The sequence below is a fragment of the Leucobacter coleopterorum genome (assembly GCF_011382985.1).
Taxonomy (GTDB): domain Bacteria; phylum Actinomycetota; class Actinomycetes; order Actinomycetales; family Microbacteriaceae; genus Leucobacter; species Leucobacter coleopterorum.
On sequence record NZ_CP049933.1, the window covers coordinates 1,103,220 to 1,129,103 of the forward strand.

Here is a 25,884-nt window from a genome sequence, read left to right on the forward strand (position 1 = left end):
AGAATTAGGTGAACAGTCGGATCTTGAAGACCCGCGTGGCGACAACAATGGGAACAATGGCGAGCAGAACGAGGATCAGCCCGTAGGCCGCAGCCTGGCTGTTTAACCCGGTGTTCATCAGTTGGAACACCTTGATGGTGATCGTCTCGCGACCCGCGGAATACACCACGAGGGAAGCGGAAAGCTCGGCGATGATGGTGGTCCAGGTCAGCACGGTGGCGGCCGCAATGCCAGGAACCATCAGCGGCAAGACCACTTTTACGAACGAGCGGAAGGGCGGGACACCCAGGCTGATCGAGGCATCTTCAAGGGAATCCGGGATCGCGTGCAGTGTCGCTGAGGCGCTGCGCAGACCGTGCGGGAGTCGTCGTACAACAAACACAAGCACGATGATCGCGGAGGTGCCAGAGAGCGTGATCCAACTCCCGCTGCCGAACGCCGTCATCATGCCGATGCCGAGGACCGTACCGGAGAGGGCCATAGGCAGCATGACGAGGTAGTCGAGCGCGGGCGTGAGCGGGTTCTTTTTCTTCACGATGAGCACGCTGATGATCGAGCTGGCAACGACCCCGATCAGGCAGGCAAGACCGCCAAACATGACCGTGTTGAGTATCGGTTGCGGTTCGCGAGCGAGAACGGTCGTGATGCTGTCAAGGGAGAACTCGCCCCACTTCAGCACCGGCCCGCTGCTCTTGGTGAACGCAATGAGCACAACCATCACCAGGGGGAGCGTTGACGCGACAAGCAGAATCCCCGCGACGACCGCGGTGGCGGAGCCCGCGAATCCGCGAAGTGGGATTGGGGTCCAGGAGCGCCCCTGCACCATCTCGTACTTCTTGCGCCCGACCGTCAAGCGCTGAACAAACAGCACGAGCGCAACAATTGCAATGGACACGGTCGCGAGCGTTGACTGCATCGTGGGATCACCGCCGGTCTCCGCGAGGAACACTTTGTAGGTGAGCGGAGCGAGCAGCTTGACGTCTCCACCGACAATCGTGGAGGTGGCGAAGTTGCCGAGTGTGAGGGTGAACACAAGCAACGAGGTGGCAGCGATGGCGGGGAACACCGCGGGGATCATCACCTTGAGACGTGCTTTTAGTGGCGAGGATCCGAGGCTCATCGCGGCCTCTTCGAGCTGAGCGTCGAATCCCTTGAACGCGGCGAGGGTGCCGAGGTAGACGTAGGTGTAATACAGAAACGGCAGGATCAGAATGAGTCCGGTCCAGCCGTAGAGTGAGGGAGTGCCACCCGAACGCGTCGCGTACGAACCGGGTGAGGAACCCGTTGTTGCCAAGGAACATAAGCCAGGACTGTGCCACGATCACCTCTGGCACCAGGATCGCCGTGATCGGCAGAACCGCGATAACGGCCTTTGCCCAGAACGAGAACCGCGAGGTGAAGTAGGCGAGAAACACGCCGATCGCGGTTGCGAGTACCGTCACGATGGTCGCGAGCAGCAGTGTGTTGCCGACCGCGCGAGTGTATTGCTCGTCGGCAAAGAAGGTCGACCAGCCGGCGAAGGCCCCTGTCTCGCTGCTTGAAATCGAGCCGATAAGAATGTTGATAATGGGCCAGGTCACAAACGCGAGGATCAACGCCAGAAAGATCACACTGAGAAGTAGCCAGGGCGAAAACTGCCGCTTCTTCGCCTCCCGAGTGATCGTGTAGGCGCGGGTTTCCGTGGCAACAGGTGGGGGAGCCGTGAGGGTCATGAGGCCATCACCAGCGTTTCTGCGGTCGGAAACACCACGGAGACGAGGTCGCCCGCACTGTGGCTGCTTCCCGAAGCGGGCTCCGCACTCGCGATCACGGTGCCGTCAGTGAGGCGCACGCTGTACTGGTGTTTGTAGCCGAGGTACTGGTGGCGAATCACCTCGCCAGGGATCACCGAGCTTCCGGTCTCTTCGTGCGAGGGATCACTGTGGCCGTCGCCGGGCAAGAGTCGTAGGTGTTCGGGCCTTGCAACGGCGTATGCCGATCCCGCGCGCAATGCCGTGCGCCGTATGCCCCGCAGGGAGGCTGAACCGAGGCTCACGGTGACGGTTTCGTCGTTGGTTGCGGCATCGTCTGCGATCGTTACCGGGAGCACGTTCGCCGCCCCAATAAAGTCGGCCGCGTAGCTCGATGCGGGCCTGCGGTAGATTTCGTTGGGTGTTCCCAGCTGGTCAATGTTTCCGCTGCGAAACAGTGCGATCCTGTCGGAAAGTGCGAGTGCCTCCTCCTGGTCGTGGGTCACAAACACGGTGGTGATCCCGAGCTCACGCTGCAGGTCGCCGATCGCCTCGCGGATCGAGAGCCTGAGTTTTGTGTCGAGGTTTGAGAGTGGCTCGTCCATCAGCAGAACCCTGGGGCGAATGGCGAGCGCACGCGCGAGTGCCACGCGTTGCCGCTGCCCGCCCGAGAGTTCGCCGGGAAGGCGGTCGCCGTAGCCGGTCATGCCGACCTGTTCGAGCGCCTCCTCAACGCGGTTCGGGATCGCACTTCGCTCCAGGTGGCGCGCCTTGAGGCCGTAGGCGACGTTGGTGTTGACGGTCTTGTCGGGAAAAAGTGCGTAATCCTGAAAGACCATGCCGATGTCGCGGCGATGGGTTGGCACCCGTGTGACGTCGGCGTCGTCGAACGACAGGCGACCGGCCACCGGTGTGATGAAACCGGCGATGGTGCGAAGCAGGGTGGTTTTGCCGCACCCGGAGGGGCCGAGGAGCGTAAAGAACTCACCGTCGTGAATGGTGAGACTGAGTTCATTGATGACTTTTGTGTCGCCGTACGACACCGAAAGTTGATCCACCTGGATTGCGGTCACGTTTCCTCCTGACAGCCACAGTGCTGTTGTTGTGTGTCTCGCCGAAACGAAACGAGTTGTGCAATGGTACACAGACTTTTCTCAACTGGTCAATACCAGTTGAGAAACTGGTGCGTGAAAACCATCTGATTTGATTGGTTTTCGACGCTGTGTGTTTCCGGGGATTGGTAACTTTTGCGTTAAGGTATGAACCAGTTTGAGGGATCCGTGCGTGTCAGAGTTCGAGGGGTTAGGGTGAAACGATGAGCACAAACCTTCCACTGCACTCGCAGGTGTATGGGACGCTCCGTGAGTGCATACTCTCGGGTGAGTGGGAGCAGGGAGACCGGGTGCCGAGCGAACGGCGCCTCGTTGAGGAATTCGGTGTGTCGCGCGGCACCGTTCGCCAGGCGCTCGCCGCACTGCGGGCTGAGGGGCTGGTGCTTGGGGGATCGGATCAGCACCCCGGGTACAGCGGGTGGTGCCATCGCAGTCGTTTGACACCTTTGTGTCGTTCACGGAGTGGGCAAAGAGCCTCGGTCGAGTGCCCGGCCAACGGGTGATTGAGATTTCTCGCCGCCTCGCTGACACTCAGGAAGCGGAGGGGCTCGGGATCGAGCCGAGTGCGTCGATCGTGGAGGTGCTTCGCGCGCGGTACTTCGACGATCAGCCCGTCATGCTCGAGTCAGCGCTGTACCCGCTCGACGTCGGTCGCTACTTTCTTGTCGAAGATCTCGAGCAGGCCAGCATGTACCAGATTCTGCGGGAGCACGGCCTGGCTCCCGTGCGAGCCCACAACGTGATCGACGCCGAGGGTGCGGGGCAGCGCGAGGCGAAATGGCTGGGTGTTGCCGAGGGAAGCGCGTTGCTGCGGGTGCGGCGCACCTCTTACGGTGCGCGCGGCATGATCCTCGAACTCGCGACCAACCGCTACCTGCCCAACATGGCGAACTTCACCATTGACAATGCGGTTGACCCCGCTGTGGTCGGCGGTCCTCAGTTGTCCCGTAGTGCCGCTCCGCGCGACTCGGGCAAGGCTGATAACCGAAGGCAAGGATGCTTACCCGCTAGTTTCTTTGCCGGCGGTAAAGTCCCTTGCCGTTGGCGCAATTCGTATCGCCCCGCCACACGAAGCCCTACCGCAGCACAAACCCACTGCCGAGGGGGTCCGCGGGATCAAGCATGAAGCGGTGCTCGCCGGTTTGGTAAGCGGTGCCCGTCACGAACGGGGTGACGAGTGTTTCGCCGCTGAGGTCCACCCCCGCCGCCTCCCAGCGCGCTCGAAACACCGTGTCGACAATCGAGTGGTGTTCGAGGGTGTCAGTTGCAGTGAGGGTGCCATCGTCGGCGAGCAGGGCAACGCGCGCGCCGGTACCGGAGCCGCAGGGCGAGCGATCCACCTCACCGTCAGCGAAGACCGTCACGTTGCGCTGCTTGGGACCCTCGGTGCCTCGGCCCAGGTCATCCCACAGAATTGTGCCGTAGACGCCGGAGAGCCGCGGGTCAGCGGCGTACTGTGCCTCGACGGCATCGTTGAGCGCCCACTTCACCTCGCGACCGAGCGCGATCAACTCGGTGTAGTGCTCAGGATCAACGGAGAGCCCCACATCGGTGGCGCGCACCGAGGCGTAGATTGCGCCGCTGAAACTGAGATCGACGAGCACCGAGCCACGGCTTGTTTCGAGGCACACCCCTCTGGCAATGACGTGCGAGGCTACGTTGCGGAATGTGGCGCTGACCAGCTTGCCGTTCCGCCGCTCAACTTGTGCTGCCACGCGGCCTGAGGGCACATCGATGCGCACCTCGGTCACGCCATCGGGATCACTCTCGACGAGACCAGTGTCGGTCGCCCACACTCCAAGCGCAATCGTGCCGTGCCCACAGGCCGTCGAGAAGCCGTCCTTGTGCCAGAACAGCACACCGAAGTGGGCCCCGCATCATCGGGCGGCACAATGAATCCGCCGTACATATCGGCGTGACCGCGAGGCTCACTGCAGAGCAACTCGCGGACACAGTCAGCTTCTGAGCCCGCCGTCATTGCCGCGACGCGGCGTTCCCCAACGGTTTCGCCGGGCGGAACGGGGGCATCCTCGTGCACGATGCGGAAGGGTTCGCCGGCCGTGTGGTAGTCGGTCGTGCGAATCCACTGCCCAAACAATGACCCAGCCGGTGAGCCCCCAAACACTAGATCACCCCATCGCTCAGATGGTTCGGCGTGCCGAAGCGGTGCGCCGTGATCGACACTGCCTGCTCGCGCAGGTGCGGCAGCATCTCGACGCGACCCGCCGACACGACGGGACCGCCGTAGACCGCGATGTCGGGTTTGCCACCCGAAGCCTCGTAGGTCGCCGAGATAACGTCCTCGCGCGAATCGCCCGCGATGATCCTGATGCGTGCACCGGCGGCTGGCCCTTGGCGTCGGGCAAGGCCGGCAACGCGGGTGGCCCAGGCATCGTCATCTTCGAAGTGGATCGCGACACCGGCTGTTTCGAACGCCGCGAGAATAGCCTGGGGGAGCGCTGTCGGCAGACTCAGTAGCGGGGCCGATCCCGCTGTCACTCCTGCGGCAACTGCACGAACAACGTGGGCCACAGAGGCATCCGCTGTCGCGCGAATCACAGTTTGGGCCGGCAGATAACGCAGCACGTTGCGCTCGATCCCGAGCCCCGAGGCATCGCGGCGCACACCGAATTCCTGCTCCCAGGCTGCGGCGTCCGAGCCGAGAGCTGCGCGCAACCACTCCAGTGACTCCTCGGGCAGATCGGCCTGCTGCGCGGCCCGCAGTAGCGGGGCCGCCGCGGGCATCGGCCGGATCGGATCGGCACTGCTCGGATCAGCAGCGCTTGGCGCGTCTTTCCAGTCGCCGAGCCCGAACAGGTAGCTCGGGCCGCCGGCCTTAGTGCCCGCGCCGATCGCCGACTTCTTCCAGCCGCCGAAGGGCTGGCGGCGAACGATAGCGCCGGTGATACCGCGGTTGACGTAGAGGTTGCCCGCCTCGATGCGTGAGAGCCACAGCGTGAGCTCATCGCGGTCGAGGGAGTGCAGGCCGCTCGTGAGACCGTAGTCGATGTCGTTGACCATGTCGATCGCCTCATCAAGCGTCGAAGCCGTCATGATGCCGAGGATCGGGCCGAAGTACTCGGTGAGGTGGTACTCACTTCCGCGCCGCACACCCTCGCGAACGCCGGGTGTCCACAGCTTTGAAGCGCCTGAAGCGTCGCGGGCGAGCGGGTGATCACCCTCAACGGGACCAGGCTTCACCATCCAGCTCTGCCCCGGCTCAAGCTTCGTGAGACCGCGCTCTAGTTTGCCGGAGGGGGCCGCGATCATTGGCCCCATCTGGCTCGTAAGCTGATCGGGGGTGCCGATGTCGAGCGAGCGCACCGCGTCAAGCAACTGGCCGCGGAAGCGCTTGGACTGCGCCACCGAGCCGACGAGAATCACGAGTGACGCCGCCGAGCACTTCTGACCGGCGTGACCAAACGCGGACTGCGCGACATCGCGGGCGGCGAGATCGAAGTCGGCGTTCGGGTGACGATGATGGCATTTTTGCCGCTGGTCTCGGCGAGAATCGGTAGATCCTGGCGCAGGCCGCGGAAGGTCTCCGCGGTTTCGTAAGCACCGGTTAGGATCAGCCGGTCGATCCGTGTGTCGGCCACAAGGGCCGAACCAAGCGCGCGGTCCGTAAACTGCACCATCTGCAGCACGTCGCGGGGAACTCCTGCCTCCCACAGCGCCTCAACCATCACGGCACCGGAGCGGGCCGCCTGGGTTGCGGGCTTGATGATCACTGAGGAGCCTGCGGCGAGTGCGGCGAGGGTGCCTCCGGCGGGATTGCGACCGGGAAGTTCCACGGCGGAATCACCGCGGTGAGCTTTTGCGGCACGAATGTCGCACCCTCGACCTGCTCAAGCGCCTGGCCGAGCGCCGCGTAGTAGTGCGCGAAGTCGATGGCCTCGGAGACCTCGGGGTCGCCCTGGTCGAGCGTTTTGCCGCACTCCGATCCCATTACCTCAAGCAGAGCAGCGCGGCGAGCTTCGAGTTGCTCGCCCGCGCGGTGCAGAATCTGTGCCCGTTCGTCTGCGCTGAGCGCCTGCCAACCAGAGGCAGACGCGCGGCCACGCTCGATGGCGGCTTCCAGATCGGCACTGTCTGCGATGAGAGAGGCATCGACGGTCGCCTTGCCCAGCTGTGAGTGAACCATGCGGTTCGCGATCTCACGACCCCACTCGCGGTTGCCGGGCAGGTCAGGGTCGGTGTCGGGTGTGTTCTCAAACCCCTCGATGCCCGCGGCTACTCTTGCGGCGATGCGATCGTCAGCGGTGTCCGCGCGAGACACGCGACGATCTTGGCTGCGCTGCGGGCTGGGCACGTTGAAGTGCTCGGGATCACCGTCGGCGGTGATCGCTTCGAGGTCGGCGAGCGACGCGAGAAAGCGGTCTTTTTCGCGCTCAAAAAGCGCGGAGTTGTCGTTGAGTTCGAAAACGGCCGACATGAAGTTCTCGTGGCTGGCTCCCTCTTCGAGGCGGCGAATTAGGTAAGCGATTGCAACGTCGAACTCCTGCGGGTGCACGACCGGCACGTAGAGCAGCAGACCGCCGACCTCGCGCCGCACGGCCTCCGCCTGCCCCGTCGCCATGCCGAGCAGCATCTCGAACTCGATGCCGCTCTGAGCCCACGTGCCTTTGCGAGAAGCCAGGCCAAAGCCACATCGAAGAGATTGTGACCGGCAACGCCGATCCTCACGTTCTTCACACGTTCGGGGTGCAGCGCGTAGTCGAGTACGGCCTTGTACCCGGTGTCGGATTCCTGCTTTGATCCCCAGGTCGCGGCCTCCCAGCCATGAACGGTCGCCTCGACCAGCTCCATCGGCAGGTTTGCGCCCTTCACGACGCGCACCTTGATGGGCGCGCCACCGCGCGCGACGCGGGCCGCCGACCACTTCTGCAGACGCATCATCGCGCTAAGCGCGTCGGGCAGGTAGGCCTGCAACACGATGCCTGCTTCGAGATTGAGAAACTCGGGGCGGTCGAGGATTTTGGTGAACACGGCGAGTGTGAGATCGAGATCTTTGTACTCTTCCATGTCGAGGTTGATGAACTTGCGTGGCGACGCGGCCGCGGCCCTCTCGAAGAGCGGCAAGAGGTGTTGCTCGATTTCGACGACTGCCTCGTCAAACGCCCAGTGGTTGTGCGGTGCAACGGTCGATGACACCTTGATCGAGACGTAGCCGACGTCGTCGCGCGCGAGCAGCTTGTGGGTGCCCTCGATGCGGCGCTCTGCCTCTGCCTTGCCGAGGATCGCCTCGCCGAGCAGGTTGATGTTGAGGCTCACACCGTCGCGCTTGATCTTCGCGATGGCGGGCCCGAGCTTCGAGTCGCTCGCGTCGATAATCAGGTGGCTGACCAGTTCGCGCAGCACACGACGGGCCACCGGCACCACAACTCCCGAGAGCGGCTTCGCGAGTGCACCGCCGAGGGTCATGCCTCCGCGCATGTAGCCGGGCAGAAACTTTGGGGTGAGTGAGGTCAATTCGCTGAGGCGCTTCGCTGCGACGTTGAGGTCTTCGGGGCGCACCACACCGTCGACGAATCCGACAGCAAAGTCGAGGCCGTTCGGGTCGCGGAGCAGGCCCGCGAGACGCTCGGCTGAGGGATCAGCTGGAACCTGCGCGGCTTCGGCGAGCCAGCGGCGCACAAGGGCAATTGCTTCATCCGCGAGTTGCTGGGGGCGGACGTCAGTTGTGGCCATGGTTACCTCGCTCGTTGGGTTGTTCATGAGACCAGTTTCACCCCTTGCAAGAGTGAAGTAAAGCAACAGTTTATGTGGGATAGTGTGAAGTAAAACTGCATGAATTGGGGTGCGCTGTGCTTGAGATGAAACGGCTCCGTCTGCTCTGGGAACTTGATGCCCGTGGAACCGTCGCGGCGGTGGCCGAAGCGCTGCGTTACAGCCCCTCCGCCATATCGCAGCAGCTCGCGTTGCTCGAGCGGGAGGCCGGCGTGACGCTGCTACGTCGAGTCGGGCGCACGCTTGAATTGACAGCCGCAGCGCAGGCGCTCGTGGCCGAGACGCAGGAGCTGCTCGCAGGACTTGAGCGTGCCGAGGCGGCACTGCATCGCGCGCACGCCGAGGTATCGGGCACCGTGCGGCTGGCTGTGTTTCAGACGGCACTCTTGGCACTGATGCCGCAGGTACTCAGGAGGTTGCGAGCGGCGCACCCGAGGCTCCGAGTCGAAATGGTGCAGCACGAACCTGAGGCAGGTCTTGAGGAGACGCGCGCAAGAGCGTTCGATCTTGTGGTGGCTGAGCAATACCCGGGGCACTCGGCGCCGCACTTTTCCGGGTTGGATCGCGAACCCCTAGTGCGGGATCATATCCGTCTGGGCTTGCCTCCGCTTGATGCGGGAGATCCTGAATTTGATCGTGTCGAGCGGCTGCAAGACGCTGCTGGGCTGCCCTGGGTGATGGAACCAGAGGGAGCAGCCTCGCGGCATTGGGCCCTGCAGTTGTGTCGAAGCGCCGGGTTCGAACCCGACGTGCGTTACGAAACTGCCGATCTGCAGACACACGTGCGGCTCATCGAGACGGGTAACGCGGTCGCGCTTTTGCCAGACTTGGTTCACCGCGGCGCCATTCACCAACTGCGACTCGTCTCGTTGAAGGGGGATCCTCAGCGCACGGTGTTTACTGCGGCTCGCTCCTCGAGCGGCATTCACCCGGCACTAGAAGCGGTAAGGCACGCGCTTCACGAAGAAGCTGCTGCGCTTGATGAGGTGGAGTAACTCTGCTCTGCCCTGCCCTGTTTGCTCTGACCGTCCGCGATTTCTCGGTTCGCGTACCGCGAATTGCATCCCCTAATTTGATTTGCTGAGTTGAGAGTGGAAGCCTCAACCCATGACCCGGAGAATATTGCTTGTGGCTGGGGGCATCATCACCCTGATTTTTGCCCTCTTCGTATTTGCGCCTGGATTCGCTCCGATTCAAGCCCTGAGCACATACTTTCCATTCGCTCAAGTGCTCTCGTTTCCGAGAGTGTTTGCGCCATTCGTTGCTGCGCTCTGCGTGATCGTATATTTGATGACGGTGCTCGCGGCATACGTTCGACGTCGCCGGTTGGCAAAGGTTGATGGAGTTCGCACTCCTCGTCGTTTTGTCGGGCTAATTCTCATCTGCGTGATGAACGTGTCTAGCATCTGGGTGGTGGTAGCGCCTTCGGGGCATCTCACCAGCGAAACCCGGCCTCTCCAAACAGGGGAGGCCAAAGACGTGACCTTGGTGGCCTTTAACACACTGCGCAATCTCGATGGTGAGACGATGCAGTACATGATTGACCGTTTTGATCCAGACATCCTGGTCTTGCCTGAGACCTCGCAGCTCGAAGTTGAGGAGGCAATACTCGGAACGAATTTTGTCGGTTATTCATACGTCGGAACCCCCGATCTGGGTGGGGCGTCTCCGACAACAGTGATGACGAACCCGCGTTTAGGGATTTGGCACCAGCGCAAAGGCCCCAACACAACATTTGGCACCGTGACGCTGCAAAACACTGATTCCGACATGCCAATGATCGTTGCCACTCACACCTCACCCCTTTGCCGGGGCGCATGAGCCAGTGGCGTGCAGACCTTGAGAATCTCGCGCACTACGATAGCCTCGATCAGCCGATCATTATGGCGGGGGATTTCAACGCAACGTTGCGGCATGGCTTCTTCACCGACTTGCATTCTCTCAGCGATGCTGCGGTGGAGTGTGGAGCTGCGAACATGGGAACCTGGCCCGTCAGCGTGAACTCAGCGATTGCGGCTCCCATTGACCACGTGCTTGTGAGTGCAGACATCAAGGTGACAGGCTGCGAGGTGTTTGCAACCGATATCTCAGACCACAGAGGGATCGCGGTCTCAATTCGATTGCCCGTGGAATAACCCGAGCCGAGGCAGCACGACCCGGCCTCTCGCCAACAGAGATTAGCCGCGATCGAACGATTCACGCAGCGCGGGTTCGAGGTCTGAAAATTGAAAGGTGAAGCCCGCCTGCTGCAGCTTTTCTGGCAGAACCCAGCGGCTCTTCAATACAAGTTCTGTCTCGGTGCGTATCAGAGAAGCTCCGATTTCCAGCATCCATCGTGGTGTTGGGAGCCCAAAGTTCACCCCGAGCACACGTCGGACGGTTGCCATAAATGTGCGGTTATCAACGGGGTTCGGTGCACTTGCGTTAATCGGACCGGATAGTGTCGGTGTGGCCTCCGCAAAGTCAATAATTCTGCCTACGTCTTCGATGTGTATCCAGCTGAATCGCTGCTGACCTCGCGCGGCGCCTCGCAGGTGCGCGGTTCCCGCGGCCTTCCGAGCACGGCTCACGGGCCAGCGGCCGTCGTGTTGTGGGCCACCGAGGCCAAATCTTGTCAGGGTGCGGATCGGGCCGAGCACCCCGCCTTGCCCCAGCACGATTGCGCTGCGAAGTGCGATGCGGCGAGTCGATGGAAGCGGATCAGCGAACAGGGCTTTCTCCCACGCTTTCGCAACCTCGACCGAGAATCCTGTTCCTATATCGCCGTGACTCTCCGTCATCGCGCGGTCTTCGGCATGGCGGTAGATCGTCGCCGTTGATGAATTCACCCAGAGTGCCGGGGGCGTGTTCGCCGCTGCGATGGCGGCTGAAAGTTCCGCGGTGGTTTCCAGGCGCGAGCGAAAGATCTCTGCACGGTTAGGCGCGGTGTACCGACAATTCACACTCTTGCCAGCGAGCCCGACCACAAGTGCAGCGCCGTCGACTGCTGCAGCGATCCCGATCGCATCGCCCCAACTCAGGTCAGCCCCGGCGCGTCCGATTGTCACCACCTCTCGACCGGATTCGCGGTATCGTCTAGCGAGGTATGAACCCATAAATCCGCCGGCGCCGCCAACAACAACTCGGCCAGTGTGTTCGGACGTCATAGCCTGCCTTCCAACTGAGTATCGACCTCTAGCCTATGTCGAGATTGAAGCCAAGATGTCCGTGGATTCCAAGGGATCCGTGCGCTTGAAGGCGCTAGACTTTGGGGCGATGAGACCCATGTTGACGGCAGTGGTTGCTGCAATTGAAGCGCTCGCCGTTGCCATCGCGGGGGTCGCGATTGTTGCCGTGCCTGCGCTGCTGCTGTGGGCGGTAACGTTTGGTTTGGCTGCCGAACCGGGCGACGTCGCGACGAACATATCCGCGGTCTGGCTGCTTGGCCATTTTGTGCCGCTCACCTTTTCGCTGACCCAGGAAGCAGCGGTTTCCTTCGGCTTAGCGGCAGCACCGTTGAAGTTCACACTGTCACTTGCGCCGCTCGGCGTTACGCTCATTACCGCATTACTCGCAATGCGCTCGGGCTGGCGCTTTGGACGCCGCGGTGGAACGGGCGTTGCTGGTGTGGTGGGCGGCGCGCTCGGGTTTGCCCTTGCTGCGAGCCTCGTTGTTCCGTTCGCGCACGGTCGAATTGTGTGGTCTGCAGGGTTGGCGATCTTTGTTGCCGCGCTCGTCTACGGCTGCGCCTCAGGCGCGGCGTTTGTGGTGAGAGCCGCCCGAGACGAACATGATTGGTGGCTCGTAATCTTGCGCTGGAAGCAACAGGGCCTTGATCGACTCGGGGTACCTGCCGCTGGTGCGCTTCCCGCGCGACTCGCTGAGGTGGTGAGGATCGCCGCGGCGCTTATCGCCGGGGTCATGGGAATCGCGGGTATCGCCCTCACCGTCGCGATTATTGCGGGGTATGTGAGTATTACAACTCTCAGTCAGAATCTGCAGCTTGATGGGGTCGGGGCCTTCCTGCTTTTCCTTTTGCAGCTTGCGTACCTGCCGACCATGTTAATTTGGGGTGTTTCCTGGGTTTCAGGCGCGGGGTTCGCGGTTGGTGCGGGAAGCTCGGCCTCACCCTTTGGGGCGTTGCTTGGCCCGATGCCTGCGCTACCGATGTTCGGGGCGATTCCCCAGGGGTGGGGAAGTGCTGGTTTGATTGCTCCCCTGCTGTTTGTGCTCGTGGGAGTCGGGATCGGCGTGCTGTTTGCAAGTCGCGATGAGATTCGTCGTGCGAGTTGGGTAGTGGGGCTCATTCTTCCGGTGGCTGCCGCGGTGCTTGTGGGCCTCGCCGTGACCGCACTCGCCTCGTTTGCGACCGGTTCGATTGGGCCTGATCGACTCGTCACGGTGGGGCCTGAACCCTGGCTTGTTGGCGGCTTAGTCGCCCTGGAACTCGGAGTTGGGGCAGTAGTCGGTGTCGCCGCTCGCAAGACCGACTATTCCCGCCTTCGTGCCATGTTGCCCGAGCTTTCGGATGCGTCAGATCGGCTTCCCGGGATAGGCGCAAACCAAACTGACCACATCGAGGCTGGTCACCTTGGCGAGCACGAGACCGTCGAGCTTGGCGAGGTAGGGGAAATGAGGGGGGTGCGCAGTGTTGTAACGCTCCCGGAGTCCGAACGCAGCGACAACGAAGGTGCTGCTTCTGAACCGTTTGAAACGGGGGCGTTCGAGACTGAATCGTTCGAAACTGAGCCCTATGATATTGAGACGCCGCCGCGCGATCCCGAGCTGTATGACCAGGAAACGCATGCGCCCGATTCTGAACCTGCTTTGGCCGAAACCGTTGGTTCAGGACCCGTCAGTGCTGAGGACATGGAGACCGAGGAACTGCTGAGGGCCTACTCGTGGGATGCAGTGGATGCGGCTGAGTCTGAAGAACCTAAAGACCACCACAGGGGTTGGCGCTGGCCGGGCAAGGAGCACTAGGCTAAGAGGGTAATCCACGGGAGTCCCTGCGCGAGGGGCTGAGAGGGAGCACGCGAGCTCCGACCGTTCAACCTGATCTGGTTCATACCAGCGGAGGAAGGAACTCTTCATGACGCATGTTCGTGCGCGCGCTCGCCGCGCCATAGTTGCCCCGATCGCCCTGATTGCGGCGGTAGGTTTAACACTCAGCGGGTGTTCGGCGGAACCGCAGGCCGGGGCCACCGAGAAGGACTCGAAGAAGGTCACAATTGCCGTGCACGATTCGTTTCCGAACAAGGAGTTTGCGGCTGCGGCGAGTAAAGCAACCGGCTACGACATTGAGGTGATCTCAGCGGGTGACGGTGGTGAACTCACAAGTAAACTTGTGCTCACGAAGGGTGCGCCAATTGCGGACGCATTTTTCGGCGTAGACACAATTTTCGCCTCCAGGGTCGTCGATAACGACGTGGTTGAGGCCTACGCGCCTAAAGACCTGCCTCAAAGCGCAGCTGATTACGCCTTTGACAACAAGGGATCACTCACGCCGGTTGATGTTGGGGCGACGTGCATCAACATCGATACCGGATGGTTCAAGGATCACGGGGTCGCAGAGCCCCAGGGATACGAGGATCTTACGAGCTCTAAGTATCGGGATCTCACGGTGCTGCTTGATCCCACAGCCTCCTCGACAGGGGCCTCATTTCTGATCGGCACTGTCTCCGCATTCGGTGAAGACGGCTTTGTTGACTACTGGAAAAAGCTGGTCGACAACGGCGCCCGGGTCGAGCAGGGCTGGACCGAAGCCTACAACGGGCAATTCACTCAGGGTGGTGGCGACGGCACCAAACCGATTGTCGTTTCCTACAGTTCGTCACCCGCGTTCACGACTAGCGAAGACGGCACCTCCACGACTACCAAGGCACTGCTTGACACCTGCTCCAACCAGGTTGAGTACGCGGGTGTGCTCGCGGGGGCTGCGAACCCGAAGGGCGCGAAGGCGGTGCTCGACTACATGGTCTCGGGGGAGTTCCAGAAGACGATCCCTGACACGATGTACATGTACCCGATGGATGCTGAGGTCGAGCTTCCCGCGAACTGGGCTCAGTTTGCGCCGATGCCGACTCAGGATCAACTGCACGACCTGCCTAGCGACAAGATTGAGCAGGGGCGTGAGGGATGGCTGCGCAAACTCAGTGATCAGATCGGCCTCTAGCCACTCGATGCACGCCGGGCGGTGGCTCGGGTGGACGTTCGCCACCCTGCTGCCGCTCGGCTTCATACTGCTGTTTTTTGTGTGGCCGGTTTTTTCGCTGGTCGCAACGGGGTTTGCCAGTGAAGGTCGCCTTGATCTGAGCGGGATCCCAGAAGTGTTCGGCGACCCCCGCACTTGGCAGGTGATCGGGCAGACGATCCTGCAGACTGTTGGCTCCACCGTCATATCACTGCTTTTGGGATTGCCCGCAGCCTATGTGCTATACCGGCTTGATTTTCCGGGTCGCGCCGTTTTGCGAGGTTTTCTGACCGTGCCGTTTGTGCTACCTACCGTTGTTGTTGGCACCGCGTTTACGGCGTTGTTGGGTCCGGGTGGCCCACTTGAGTGGCTCGGCCTCGATCGCAGTTTTGTTGGCATTGTGCTGGCGCTTGCCTTCTTTAACGTCACCGTCGTGGTGCGCACAGTTGGGGGCTTCTGGGCTCGGCTCGATGACAGTGCGGCGATGGCGGCCAGGGTGATGGGCGCAGGGCGTGTGCGCGCCTGGCTCACCGTGACGTTGCCCGGCCTCGTTCCTGCATTGGCATCGGCTGCGGCTCTTGTGTTTCTCTTTAGTTCAACCTCGTTTGGGATCGTGCTGATTCTCGGCGGACGCGAGTTCGCGAACGTCGAAACCGAAATCTACCGGCTTACCGTGCAGTTTCTTGATCTGCGCTCGGCGGCGGTGCTCTCGCTCGCACAGTTTGTGATTGTGGGGCTCGCACTCACGGTGTCCGCGCGCTTGCGAAGCTCAGGGGAGCGTGCGGTTGAATTGCGCGCAGAGGCTCCGCGGGGGCAACGGGACAAACGACCGGGTGTTGCGGATCTGCCAGCACTCGCGGTGTTTGGCGCGACGGTTCTCATATTGCACGCGTTGCCGATCCTGACCCTGCTTGGGCGGTCGCTGCGGGGGGCCGATGGAACCTGGGGGCTCGGCAATTATGTTGCGCTGTTTTCGGCTGCCGATCTGCCGATTGATGGGACGGCTCTCGAAGCGATCTGGCTGTCGCTGCGCATTTCGTGTGTGGCGGCGGCGATTGCGATGATTCTGGGTGTGTTGATTGCCCTGGTGCTGTCGCGCCGACCCGGTTCGGCGATGCTGCGCCGAGGCATGTCACTGTTTGATGGTCTTGTGATGCTGCCGCTCGGAGTCTCGGCCGTGACGCTCGGTTTTGGGTTGTTGCTCACGATGAACAAACCGCTCGGTGTCGGCTTCGACCTGCGAACCTCTGTTGTGCTTATTCCGATTGCGCAGGCGCTTGTGGCCCTACCTCTGGTGGTGCGTACGTTATTGCCGGTGCTGCGGTCGATTGATCAGAGACTGCGATTCGCTGCGACCTCGTTGGGAGCCTCTCCGTTTGCGGTGTTGCAGACGATCGATTTGCCGATGGTGGGGCGCTCGGCGGGGTTAGCCCTCGGCTTTGCGTTTGCTTCTTCACTCGGCGAGTTTGGGGCGACCTCGTTTTTGGTGCGCCCGGGGGAGCAGACCCTGCCCGTGGTGATCGCTCAGCTGATCGGGCACCAGGCGCCGGGGAGTTACGGGGCCGGGCTTGCGGGGCCGTGCTGCTGGGAACACTGACGGCATCTGTGATGGTGGTGGCAGATCGCCTGCGGGTAGATCGAGTTGGGGCTGAGTTTCGGGGGAGTTTTAGTGTTGGAGGAGATGTTGTCTGAGTTGGTTTCTGACCTCGAGTCCGCCGACGTGGTGCTCATTGATGGTCGTTCGGGATCGGGCAAGACCTCCCTTGCCGCGCAGCTCGTGGGCCACCTACAGGCTCAGGGGCGTGCGGTGCAGCAGTTGTGTGTTGAGGATCTTTACCCAGGGTGGGACGGGCTTGCCGAGGGATCCCGTGCCGTCGCCGAAGTCCTCGCGACCGGACGGTATCAGCGATATGACTGGGTGCGGGGTGAGTTTGCGGAGTGGGTTGAACTTGTGGCTGACTCGTCGGCCCCGCGAGCGGATCGTGTCGACGCCATCCCGGTGCTCGTTGTGGAAGGCTGCGGGGCGGTGACCCGCGAGAGCATCGCCGCGGCCACCGCGTGGGCAGAACGAACGGGGCGCGGGATCGTGTTCAGCGTGTGGCTCGACGTGCCAGCTGAAGTGCGACGATCCCGCGCGCTCGCCCGTGACGGCGAGATGTTCCGTCCTCACTGGGAACGCTGGGCGGCGCAGGAGGAAGCGCTGTTTGCGCGTACTCAGCCGGAGTTGCTGGTTGACCGTGTGCTCCAGAGCCCCGCCTACGACACAGGATCCGCAATCTTGCCGTAGCTGAGTGCACTCCAAAAGTCGCCGCGCACGTAGCGCTGTTCCGGCCCGGGGTTGTAGTCCCAGTGCTGCACCCGCCCGGTCTGCAGTGCCTCAGCAACAAGACGGCGACTTGCTTGGCTCGCAAGCACACCCGACTCAAGGGCGCCGAGATCGTAGCGGGCATCCAGCGTCGCGCGCAGATCCTGAACCACCGCCGCATACCCCGCGTCGGCCGCGCGGTTCTCTAGCTCGTGGGGGTCGACCGCAAGGTCAAACAGCTGTTCGGGATCGCCGGGGCAGTACACAAACTTCAGGTTTCCGCGCACGAGGGTGAGCTGCGGACGATAGGTTCCCTCGGCAAGATACTCGATCACAATGTCGCGGTCTTCGGCGCGTGCCTCACCGGCGCGCTCGCGGCGGGCGGTTTCAAGCAGTGAGACACCCAACGCATCGGGGTCACCCGGGCTGGGCACCCCGGCAATTTCAAGCAGCGTCGGCATGAGATCGAGCAGACACACGGTGCTCACAAAACGCCCGCGAGGTACAAACTGCGATGGCCCGTGCGCAATCATCGGCACCCGCGACGACTGCTCATAAGGCGACATCTTGTACCAGAGACCCTTCTCACCGAGCATGTCGCCGTGGTCGCTCGTCACAATAATCACGGTGTTTTTGGCGAGACCGAGCTGTTCGAGCCGCTCGCGAATGCGGCCAATGTGGTCGTCGATGTAGCTCACCGAGGCGTAGTAGGCCCGCCTTGCCCGGCGCACCTCGTCGTTGCTCGGGTCGCGCACGTCGAAGCCGCTCATGGCCCGCAGGCGGTGCGTGTGCGGATCCGCTGCCGCGTCGGGCACCTCAGGGTGCGCAGGATCGGGAATCTCAACCCCCTCAAAACGATCCCAGTGCTCGCGCGGCGGTTCGTAGGGGTCGTGCGGATGAATGAACGAGGTGACCATCAGAAATGGCAGCTCTTCGCCCGCGGCCTGGTTCGCTCGCACCCGATCGTTCAGGTGACGCAGTGTACGAAACCCAACCTCGTCGTCAAAGTCCTGCTGCACCGTGGCGTGTGAGGTGCCAGCCGTGAACACGGTGTCTGCGTCGTGGTACCACTGCAGTCGCTGGTCAAGCGGAAGGGTCCAATCAGGCACCATGTCGAGGTCGGCCGGATACACGTCGGTGGTGAGCCGTTCCTCGAAGCCGTGCTTTTGGTCAGGGCCGATGAAGTGCATGCGCCCTATGAGTGCGGTGTGGTAGCCCGCCGCGCGCAGACGGTGCGCGAACGTTGGCTCGGACGCGGCGAAGTCATCGCCATTGTCGTAGCAGCCAATTTCAGAGGGCAGCCGCCCGGTCATCATCGATGCGCGTGACGGCGCACACAGGGGAGTGTTACAGTAGGCGCGATCGAACACCGCACCCTCTTCAGCGAGGGCGTCGATGTGCGGGGTCTTCGCCGCCCGATTCCCGTATGCGCCGAGCGCCTGCGGGGCCATCTGGTCGGCCTGGATCACAATGATGTTGGGTCGGTTTTGTGTCATGATGCACCCTTTCGGTGTGGAGCGGAACGAACAAAGGGGTTGTTATGGGATGTTGTGGGCCCGCAAGAGATGGTGTGGCGGGGCGTGGTACCGAGGGTGAACTGGCCGCGGCAGGGTTCTCGGCTGCAGCGGCGGATCGGGCAGCGAGCCAGGATCGCGGTGCGTCTCTTGACCTCGGGACTGCTCTTGACCCCGAAACGCTGCAGCGCCTCGCGGCCGCTGCGAGCGGTGAACTGCGCCTGGTCGAGTTGCCCGGTGGGGCCTTCCGCATGGGCAGTGACGACGCACTCGCGTACCCCGAAGATGGTGAGGGGCCGGTCAGAACTGTGACCCTGCAACCGTTTGCAATCGCGGCCACCACCGTCACGATCGCTGACTTTGCGGTGTTTGTGCTCGACACCGGCTACGTCACCGACGCTGAACGCTTCGGCAATGCCCTGGTGTTCGGTGGCCTGCTGCCCGAAGAGCTGCGTGCACACACCCCGCGGGTTGCGGCGACCCCGTGGTGGCACCAGATCGCGGGTGCAAGTTGGCACCACCCCGAAGGACCCGGATCCACTGCCGAACACCGCACTCACCACCCCGTCACCCAGGTATCGCAGCGAGATGCTGTGGCCTACGCCGAGTGGGTGGGCGCACGCTTGCCAACCGAGGCTGAGTGGGAGTTCGCGTCGCGAGGGGGTTTGGATCAGCAGCCGTTTCCTTGGGGTACCGAGCGAGAGCCAGACGGCGTGCCGCGCATGAACACCTTCGTCGGGCGCTTTCCCGATGCCCCCACCGCGCCCGTTGGTACGGTTGCGGCGGACGCCTTCGCACCGAACGGTTACGGGCTCTACAACACGACGGGTAACGTCTGGGAATGGACCACGGGGGTGTTCAGCGCGAGCGACGACCGCCCTGTGATGCGCGGCGGATCCTACCTTTGCCACGCCTCGTACTGCCGCCGCTACCGTACCTCGGCCCGCACTGCGGTTACCGCGGACACCTCGCTCGGGCACGCGGGTTTTCGCCTGGCGCTTCATCGTTCTTCGGCTCCTTCCTCCGCGCGCTCTGCGGACGCAAGCTGATCCGGGGTGATCGCCGAAATCTCACCAGTGGCCGGATCGTAGCCGTCAGCCCACTCGCCGGTTTCAAAGCTGTAATCGACCGGCTCGCCCGCCTCGTTGGTGCGCTGGTACCACTCGGTGTAAACGACGCTCTCCGAGTCAACATCGGCCCCGGCACCACACCCCGGTTTCGCTCGAGCGACCTTGAGTGAAAAATCGTCTCCGTAGCGGTCAACGCCCTGCACAACAGCATCGTTCATGGCCTTCTCTGCGTACTGCATACGCAGCACGAGCGGATCGGTGCGTAACTCGCGAAACCACGCAACAATCGCGAGGATCAGTACGATCGCGAACGGCACGGCAGTCACGATCACGAGTTGCTGCAGCCCCGCCAGCGCCTTGCCGTCACCGAGCAAGAGCATGACGATCGCGATCCCAGACATCACGAGGCCCCAGAACACCACCACCCACTTGCGGGGTTCCTGATCACCCTGCGTCGTCAGCATCCCCATGACCACCGACGCGGAGTCTGCGGCGGTGATGAAGAAGATGGCGAGCACACCCAGCACAACATACGGTAGCCACTCCACGTAGGGCAGGTTGCAGATCATCGCAAACAGCACCTCCTGCAGCGCCATCTCGTTTGAGAAGCCTGGGCTGCCCTCGCGGTACATCCAGATCGCGGTGCCGCCCATAATGCCGTACGCCACAAAGAGCAGCGAAGATGGGATCAGGATCGTGCCGAGAATGAACTGACGAATGCTTCGCCCGCGTGAGATTCGTGCGATGAAGATGCCGACGAACGGTGACCACGAGATCCACCAGGCCCAGTAGTAGACGGTCCACGCCGACTGAAAGTCTTGCGTTTCTGCACCCCACGAGAGCGAGCGGCCCATCATGGCGAACATCGTTCCGAGGTATTCCATGATCGCAGAGGGCAGCAGATTCATGAGGAAGAGTGTGGGGCCGAGAAACAACACGATGGCGATCATGCCGAGGGTCAGAATGATGTTCAGGCTTGAGAGATAGCGGATGCCGCGCGCGACCCCCGAAACCGCCGAGATCACAAAACCGATGGTGAGAACCGCGATAATTACGACGAGCGCATTGTTGGTCAGCTCGTCGGCGCCCGACACAATACTCACGCCCGTGCCAATCTGCATGGCGGCGATCCCGAGCGCGGCGGCGGTACCAAACAGAGTCGCGATGATTGCGAACACATCGACCAGTTTGCCGGCGAAGCCGTCGGTGAGGCGCTGGCCGAAGAGCCTGCGAAAGATCGACGACATGAGTAGGGAACGCCCGCGGCGGTACGCGGCGTAGGCGACGGCCCCGCCCACGAGTGCGTAGATGGCCCAGGCGTGAAACCCCCAGTGGTAGTACATCTGGGCGAGGGCCCCGTGCATCGCCTCGACGGTTTCGGGCTCGTGGGTGAGCGGGGGCGGTGAGATGAAATACCCGAGCGGTTCAGAAGGGCCCCAGAACAGCACCGCCACGCCGAGGCCCGCCGCGAACAGCATCGCCGTCCACGAGAACGTGCTGAACTCGGGTTTGTCGCCGTCTTTGCCGAGGGGGATCTTGCCGTACTTTGAGAAGGCGAGGCCGAGCAGGGCAATGAGCACCACAATGGCAACAGCGTTGAACATCCACCCGAGGTTGTTCGTTGACCAGTTAAACGCGGTCTGTGACACCGCCGCGACGCTGTCGGGTGAGGCGACACCCCAGATCACAAACGCGACGGTGAGGGAGCCAGCAATTGCGAAGACGAGTTTGTCGACGCGGTAGCGGCGACGCTGCTCGTCGATCGCAATGCCGGGCACAAGGATCGGATGGGTGTCGTGCGGGTACTTGGGGAGCCTGTAGTCGAGGCTGCCGAGCTCGCGGCTTTTCTTTGGTTTCTTTGGTTTTGGCGATTTCTGAGTGTTTTTGGGTTCTTCGAGCATGAGGAAACGCCCTCTCAGGGGTGTCCGATCTTCGCGTGTGCAGAACTGCGGTGCGTAAAACTGTGGTGCGCAAAACTGCACTGTTGAGCGCGGGCAAGATCGAGACTGAAAATGGGGTCTAAAATATGGGGCGAACTGGTCGCGGGTGAGTCCGTGTCAACACTGACACAGGTGTCATACAGGTCTTGTTGGTCAAGATGTGGCCCCGGGGTCAGGGCTCGCCGCCCCACCATCCGATCGCATCGCCGTCCCAGGAATCATTCTCGTACCCCGAGGCGGGGTTCGCGAGAAAGCACTTGGTGAGGGAGGTCATGCCTTCGGAGAGTAGCCCGATAGCAGTGACGGTGTCAATAGATGTTTCTCAGACTGCGGATAGCATCGCAGATGGCGTCGTCAGTTGGAGCTGCGATCCCACACGCCTGCTTGCCAAGTGGTTCGAGAGTGGTTAGGGTTTTCACAAGCCAGCAGATATATGAATAATACATCACAGTGGAGTGATCATTATGACTGCCGGTGCCTACCGCAGGAGCGAGGAAGGAAAGCCAGACTGACCGAGGCTCGCCCGGAAACGACGGCAATCGTTGACATGAGTAAACGCCCACAGACAACACAAGAGTTCATCGACTATCTGCGTGGACGTCCGCAGCAGAACGCCACCAAGCATCGCAAAGGCACGGACTTCATTGTGTTTGGGATCGCAGGTGCGGCTGTCGTCGGATTTGTGATTTGGGGGTTTGTTTCTCCCCACGGCCTCGGCGAGGTCGCATCACAGCTGCTCGCTGGCACGATGGATAACTTCGGCTGGCTCTTTGTGGTGGCTGCGGCACTGTTTACGACGTTTATCATTGTTGTAGCACTGAGTAAGTTTGGGCGGATCCCGCTCGGAAAAGACGGCGAAAAACCGCAGTTCAAAACCTCGTCGTGGATCGCGATGATGTTTGCGACGGGAATGGGTATCGGCCTCGTGTTTTACGGGGTGGGCGAGCCGCTCTTTTTCTACATGTCGCCGCCGCCGAACACGGTTGACGCGGAGTCCGCTGAGGCGCTGAACGTTGCGATGGGACAGACCCTGTTCCACTGGACGCTTTTTCCGTGGGCCATGTATGCGATCGTCGGTCTTGGTGTGGCCTACAGTACCTTTCGTTTGCGTCGGTCGCTCCTCTTTTCGTCGATGTTCACCTCGCTGTTTGGTGAGCGGGTTGTGAACGGTGCTGGAGGGCGATTTATCAATATTCTTGCCATTCTGGCCACCCTGTTTGGCTCCGCGTGTTCGCTCGGCCTGGGTGCGCTACAGATTGGCGGCGGTATCCAGTCTGCGGGAGTTGTCGAACAGGTGACGACGCCACTTCTTGTCATCGTTATTGCGGTGCTCACCTCCGCTTTTGTGGCTTCAGCGGTGTCGGGTATTGAGCGTGGAATTCAGTGGCTCTCGAACGCAAACATGGTGTTGGCCGTGCTGCTTGCCGTTGTTGTGTTTGTTGTGGGACCCACACTCTTCATTTTGAACGTGATTCCGACGTCTATTGGTGCGTTCATCGAGAATCTTCCGCAAATGGCATCTCGAACCGCTGGGGTGGGCGATGACGATGTGTCCGCATGGCTGTCGGGGTGGACGGTATTTTACTGGGCATGGTGGGTGTCTTGGGCGCCCTTTGTTGGCATGTTTATCGCGCGTATTTCACGGGGACGCACGATCCGCCAGTTTGTTGTTGGAGTGCTGTTTGTACCGTCAGTAGTGTCTCTGCTGTGGTTCTCCATTTTTGGCGGCGGCGCAATTGGCGTGCAGAAGGCAGCTGAGCGAGGGGAAGGAAACCCGCTCGTGAAAATGGTTGATGGTGCTCCCCAGATTAACTTTGATACGGCACTGTTTGACCTGCTCAATTCGCTGCCGGTGCCGAGCGTCATTAACATTGTGTTGATTGTTCTCACGGTCATTCTGATTGCCATCTTCTTTGTGACCGGAGCCGACTCGGCCTCCATCGTGATGGGCGCGCTCTCCGAGAACGGTGCTGAAGATCCGCGTAAGCGTTCCATTATTTTCTGGGGTGTTGCGACGGGTGCTGTGGCCGCGATTATGCTGCTCGCCGGTGGTGACGATCCCTCAGAAGCCCTGAACGGGTTGAAGAACATCACGATTGTTTCGGCGCTGCCGTTTGTTGTTGTGATGATCCTGCTCTGCGTGGCACTCTGGAAAGATCTGTCGCGAGACCCACTGGTGATGCAGGGGGAGCTTGCCTCGAAGCTGCTTGAAGAATCGGTGGCGAATGCTATCGACACCCACACGGGTTCGTTCTCGCTCTCCACGCAGGAAATCACCATTATCGTTCCTGATGATCTTCCCGACGACGAGGATCTCACTAGCGAGACTGAGGGCAGCCGAGGCGACTGAACGGGCAGGGCCGATCTTCGGTCCTCTGCACTGGAAGTAACACCTGCTGACTTTGCTTCGCTCACAGGCGCGAAAAATGGCTGATATTGGTCGAGTTATCCCTAGGCGTTTCTGTGGCTCGATGGAAAAATTGTTGGCATGGAGTTCTTCACCAAGATCGCGACACGGGTTCAAAGCATCCGTGATCTTGTGGGTGAACTCGCTGACCCATCTGATCTCCCAGCGGCAGTCGCGCGTCTTGATGATGTCGCGGTGTTTGCACTACTGGAAGCTGCTTCGGACCTGGAGCAGACAGTTGAGCGGGTGCGAACTGCCGCGATTGGGATCATCGCTCAGCGTTCGGCAAGACCGACTGGCCATGCGGGGTTGGCGCAATCTCGGGGATATCGAAATGCGGCCTCACTCGTGCAGCAAGTAGGCGGTGTGAGCCGTGCGGAGGCGTTTCGTCAAGTCCGTGTCGGTGAATCGCTCTACGACACTGTAGGTAGCGGTCATCCCTCCGAGACTGTCTTGTCTGTCATAGAGGGTGACGGTGTCGGCGACATACCGGTTACCGATGCTGGCGGGTCCGGCGGTTCTGCGGGGCTACATGAGCAGGGAACCGGCGAGCGAGGTCTGCCGTGGCATGCGCCACTCGGGCGTGCGCTGCTCTCAGGCGCCATCACAACTGCCCAACATGATGTGATCGCTCGCGGGCTCGGGCAACCAGCCGCAGCGCCAAGCCCAACCGCACAACATGCTGTTGTGTGTGACGCGGCCACCCACGCTGCGTGGACGCTGGCGGCGGAAGAGCTGATAGTCGAAGCCGGGCGGGTCACGGTTGAAGAGCTGGCGAGGTCGGCCAGGTGCGTGCGTGACCTTCTAGATCCTGTCGGAGCTGACGCACGTTTTATGCGACGGTTTGAGTCGAGATCGTTTCGTATGTGGACGGACCGCGACGGTCTGACCCGCTGTAGTTTGGTGTGTGACGACCTTTCCGCTGAGTGGTTGCGCGCAACGATTGATGCGGCGATGCGTCCGAGACGTGGCGGCCCGCGATTTGTGGACCCGGCGGAGCGGGCACGCGCGAACACGTTGATTGCGGACCCGCGATCAAACGAGCAGCTCGCGTTTGATTTGCTTATTGATATTGTGCGCTCCGGAACGCTCGCCGACACAGAAACCGTATTTGGGGTGCGACAGCCGGGGGTTCGTTTAGTGCAGATTCTTCCCGACAGCGGAGGTATCCCAGGGATCATCGGTGAAAATCCCGGTCCCGAGCCAGGGCATGAGGGCGGGCCTGACAACGGAAACAATACCCGTCGGAGAGATAGTTTTGCTGGTCCTTCGTGCGTCGAGGACGGCGCTCGGATCGTGCCGGGATGGGTTGCAAAACAGCAGGCCTGCACAGTGGGAACGGTGACCGTAACCACGGACCGCAGCGGTAATCCGCTAAACATGGGACGGAGCGCACGACTATACACAACGAAGCAACGGATCGCGCTCGCCGTTCGTGATGGTGGATGTAGATGGATAGAGTGCGATAGACCGGCGTCATATTGCGAAGCTCATCACATTGATCCGTGGGATGAGCACCACGGGCGAACAGATGTTGACCGGGGCATTCTGCTGTGTCGGTTCCACCACATGCAGCTTCATCGGCGTGGGTGGCGAATCACGCGTGAGGGGACGGCTGAGTTTGTGCTGCACGCAGCAGACGGTCAGCAGACGGTGCTGCCACGGGGTCTAGTGCGCCGATACCTATGGCCAAGGGGTACCTCGCCACCCGCACGATGGTGGGAGCCACCGCTCCCACTCGCCGCGTAACAATAAAAGCCGACGCACACGTGTGCTGCGACATTCGCGGTGCCACGAAACGCCGCGGTGTCGTGTTGCTCTCGCTGCCACGCCGTTCCCGGTGCTGTATGCCGTTCCCGGTGCTGTATGCCGTTCCCGGTGCAGCACGTCACAAGGGCGGCTGC

Annotated in this window: 19 protein-coding genes, 1 pseudogene and 1 riboswitch; of the genes and pseudogenes, 12 read left to right on the forward strand and 8 right to left on the reverse strand. The window is 61.7% G+C overall.

Features of this window, described 5'->3' with window-relative positions; all coding sequences use genetic code 11:
• Positions 1-4: 4 nt before the first annotated feature.
• Complete coding sequence (locus G7066_RS05175; RefSeq protein ID WP_205881533.1) at positions 5-1,294, reverse strand: ABC transporter permease; 1,290 nt, start codon at positions 1,292-1,294, stop codon at positions 5-7.
• Between the two features lie 414 nt (positions 1,295-1,708).
• Positions 1,709-2,803 carry an ABC transporter ATP-binding protein gene (locus tag G7066_RS05180; RefSeq protein WP_166329558.1) on the reverse strand — a complete coding sequence of 365 codons (1,095 nt, stop codon included), beginning with the start codon at positions 2,801-2,803 and terminating at the stop codon, positions 1,709-1,711.
• 242 nt (positions 2,804-3,045) lie between these two features.
• On the opposite strand from G7066_RS05180, the gene G7066_RS05185 reads away from it, so the two are divergent.
• Positions 3,046-3,345, forward strand: coding sequence for a GntR family transcriptional regulator (locus G7066_RS05185; protein ID WP_166329560.1), 300 nt, complete (start codon positions 3,046-3,048; stop codon positions 3,343-3,345).
• Positions 3,327-3,968 (forward strand): GntR family transcriptional regulator, encoded by a 642-nt coding sequence (locus tag G7066_RS05190; RefSeq protein ID WP_166329562.1) that lies wholly within the window; start codon positions 3,327-3,329, stop codon positions 3,966-3,968. Before G7066_RS05185 ends, G7066_RS05190 begins: the two co-directional genes overlap by 19 nt.
• On the opposite strand, the gene G7066_RS05195 is transcribed toward G7066_RS05190, so the two are convergent.
• The 3 genes and pseudogenes from G7066_RS05195 to G7066_RS05200 form a co-directional block, all read right to left on the reverse strand.
• Positions 3,919-4,701, reverse strand: a complete 783-nt coding sequence (locus G7066_RS05195) for a proline racemase family protein (protein WP_280116243.1) — start codon at positions 4,699-4,701, stop codon at positions 3,919-3,921. The two genes, G7066_RS05190 and G7066_RS05195, sit on opposite strands and share 50 nt — an antisense overlap.
• Positions 4,590-4,967, reverse strand: a complete 378-nt coding sequence (locus G7066_RS16890; protein WP_341873866.1) for a proline racemase family protein — start codon at positions 4,965-4,967, stop codon at positions 4,590-4,592. Before G7066_RS16890 ends, G7066_RS05195 begins: the two co-directional genes overlap by 112 nt.
• Positions 4,967-8,560: pseudogene (locus tag G7066_RS05200) on the reverse strand (bifunctional proline dehydrogenase/L-glutamate gamma-semialdehyde dehydrogenase). The gene G7066_RS16890 and the pseudogene G7066_RS05200 overlap by 1 nt, the downstream one beginning before the upstream one ends.
• 89 nt (positions 8,561-8,649) lie before the next feature.
• On the opposite strand from G7066_RS05200, the gene G7066_RS05205 reads away from it, so the two are divergent.
• The 3 genes from G7066_RS05205 (at position 8,650) to G7066_RS05215 (ending at position 10,707) form a co-directional block, all read left to right on the forward strand.
• Positions 8,650-9,567 carry a LysR family transcriptional regulator gene (locus G7066_RS05205; RefSeq protein WP_166329564.1) on the forward strand — a complete coding sequence of 306 codons (918 nt, stop codon included), beginning with the start codon at positions 8,650-8,652 and terminating at the stop codon, positions 9,565-9,567.
• 112 nt (positions 9,568-9,679) lie between these two features.
• A complete protein-coding gene (locus tag G7066_RS05210; protein ID WP_166329566.1) occupies positions 9,680-10,393 on the forward strand; it encodes a hypothetical protein in 714 nt (237 codons plus the stop codon).
• Positions 10,390-10,707 (forward strand): endonuclease/exonuclease/phosphatase family protein, encoded by a 318-nt coding sequence (locus tag G7066_RS05215; RefSeq protein WP_166329568.1) that lies wholly within the window; start codon positions 10,390-10,392, stop codon positions 10,705-10,707. The genes G7066_RS05210 and G7066_RS05215 overlap by 4 nt, the downstream gene beginning before the upstream one ends.
• Before the next feature lie 42 nt (positions 10,708-10,749).
• On the opposite strand, the gene G7066_RS05220 is transcribed toward G7066_RS05215, so the two are convergent.
• Positions 10,750-11,718 (reverse strand): epimerase, encoded by a 969-nt coding sequence (locus tag G7066_RS05220; protein WP_166329570.1) that lies wholly within the window; start codon positions 11,716-11,718, stop codon positions 10,750-10,752.
• Positions 11,719-11,827: 109 nt separating this feature from the next.
• On the opposite strand from G7066_RS05220, the gene G7066_RS05225 reads away from it, so the two are divergent.
• The 4 genes from G7066_RS05225 to G7066_RS05240 all read left to right on the forward strand — a co-directional run bounded on the left by G7066_RS05225 (position 11,828) and on the right by G7066_RS05240 (position 17,031).
• Entirely contained in the window at positions 11,828-13,534 is a 1,707-nt protein-coding gene (locus G7066_RS05225) for a cell division protein PerM (RefSeq protein WP_166329572.1), read from the forward strand.
• Positions 13,535-13,540: 6 nt separating this feature from the next.
• A riboswitch (TPP riboswitch) is annotated at positions 13,541-13,650 on the forward strand.
• Entirely contained in the window at positions 13,644-14,726 is a 1,083-nt protein-coding gene (locus tag G7066_RS05230) for a thiamine ABC transporter substrate-binding protein (protein WP_166329574.1), read from the forward strand. (Overlaps the previous riboswitch by 7 nt.)
• Positions 14,727-14,733: 7 nt before the next feature.
• Entirely contained in the window at positions 14,734-16,341 is a 1,608-nt protein-coding gene (locus tag G7066_RS05235; protein WP_244303303.1) for an ABC transporter permease, read from the forward strand.
• A gap of 84 nt (positions 16,342-16,425) precedes the next feature.
• On the forward strand, positions 16,426-17,031 hold the full coding sequence (locus tag G7066_RS05240) for a nucleoside/nucleotide kinase family protein (protein ID WP_166329576.1): 606 nt from the start codon (positions 16,426-16,428) through the stop codon (positions 17,029-17,031).
• On the opposite strand, the gene betC is transcribed toward G7066_RS05240, so the two are convergent.
• Positions 17,001-18,545 (reverse strand): choline-sulfatase, encoded by a 1,545-nt coding sequence (betC, locus tag G7066_RS05245; protein ID WP_166329578.1) that lies wholly within the window; start codon positions 18,543-18,545, stop codon positions 17,001-17,003. The two genes, G7066_RS05240 and betC, sit on opposite strands and share 31 nt — an antisense overlap.
• A gap of 74 nt (positions 18,546-18,619) precedes the next feature.
• Between betC and G7066_RS05250 the strand changes: the two genes are divergently transcribed.
• Positions 18,620-19,612 (forward strand): formylglycine-generating enzyme family protein, encoded by a 993-nt coding sequence (locus tag G7066_RS05250; protein ID WP_244303304.1) that lies wholly within the window; start codon positions 18,620-18,622, stop codon positions 19,610-19,612.
• Here G7066_RS05250 and G7066_RS05255 read toward each other — a convergent pair.
• Entirely contained in the window at positions 19,564-21,534 is a 1,971-nt protein-coding gene (locus tag G7066_RS05255; RefSeq protein WP_166329582.1) for a BCCT family transporter, read from the reverse strand. The genes G7066_RS05250 and G7066_RS05255 overlap by 49 nt on opposite strands.
• 586 nt (positions 21,535-22,120) lie before the next feature.
• On the opposite strand from G7066_RS05255, the gene G7066_RS05260 reads away from it, so the two are divergent.
• Positions 22,121-23,923, forward strand: coding sequence for a BCCT family transporter (locus tag G7066_RS05260; RefSeq protein ID WP_166329584.1), 1,803 nt, complete (start codon positions 22,121-22,123; stop codon positions 23,921-23,923).
• Positions 23,924-24,061: 138 nt separating this feature from the next.
• Positions 24,062-25,729 (forward strand): HNH endonuclease signature motif containing protein, encoded by a 1,668-nt coding sequence (locus G7066_RS05265; protein WP_166329586.1) that lies wholly within the window; start codon positions 24,062-24,064, stop codon positions 25,727-25,729.
• Positions 25,730-25,884 lie beyond the last annotated feature (155 nt).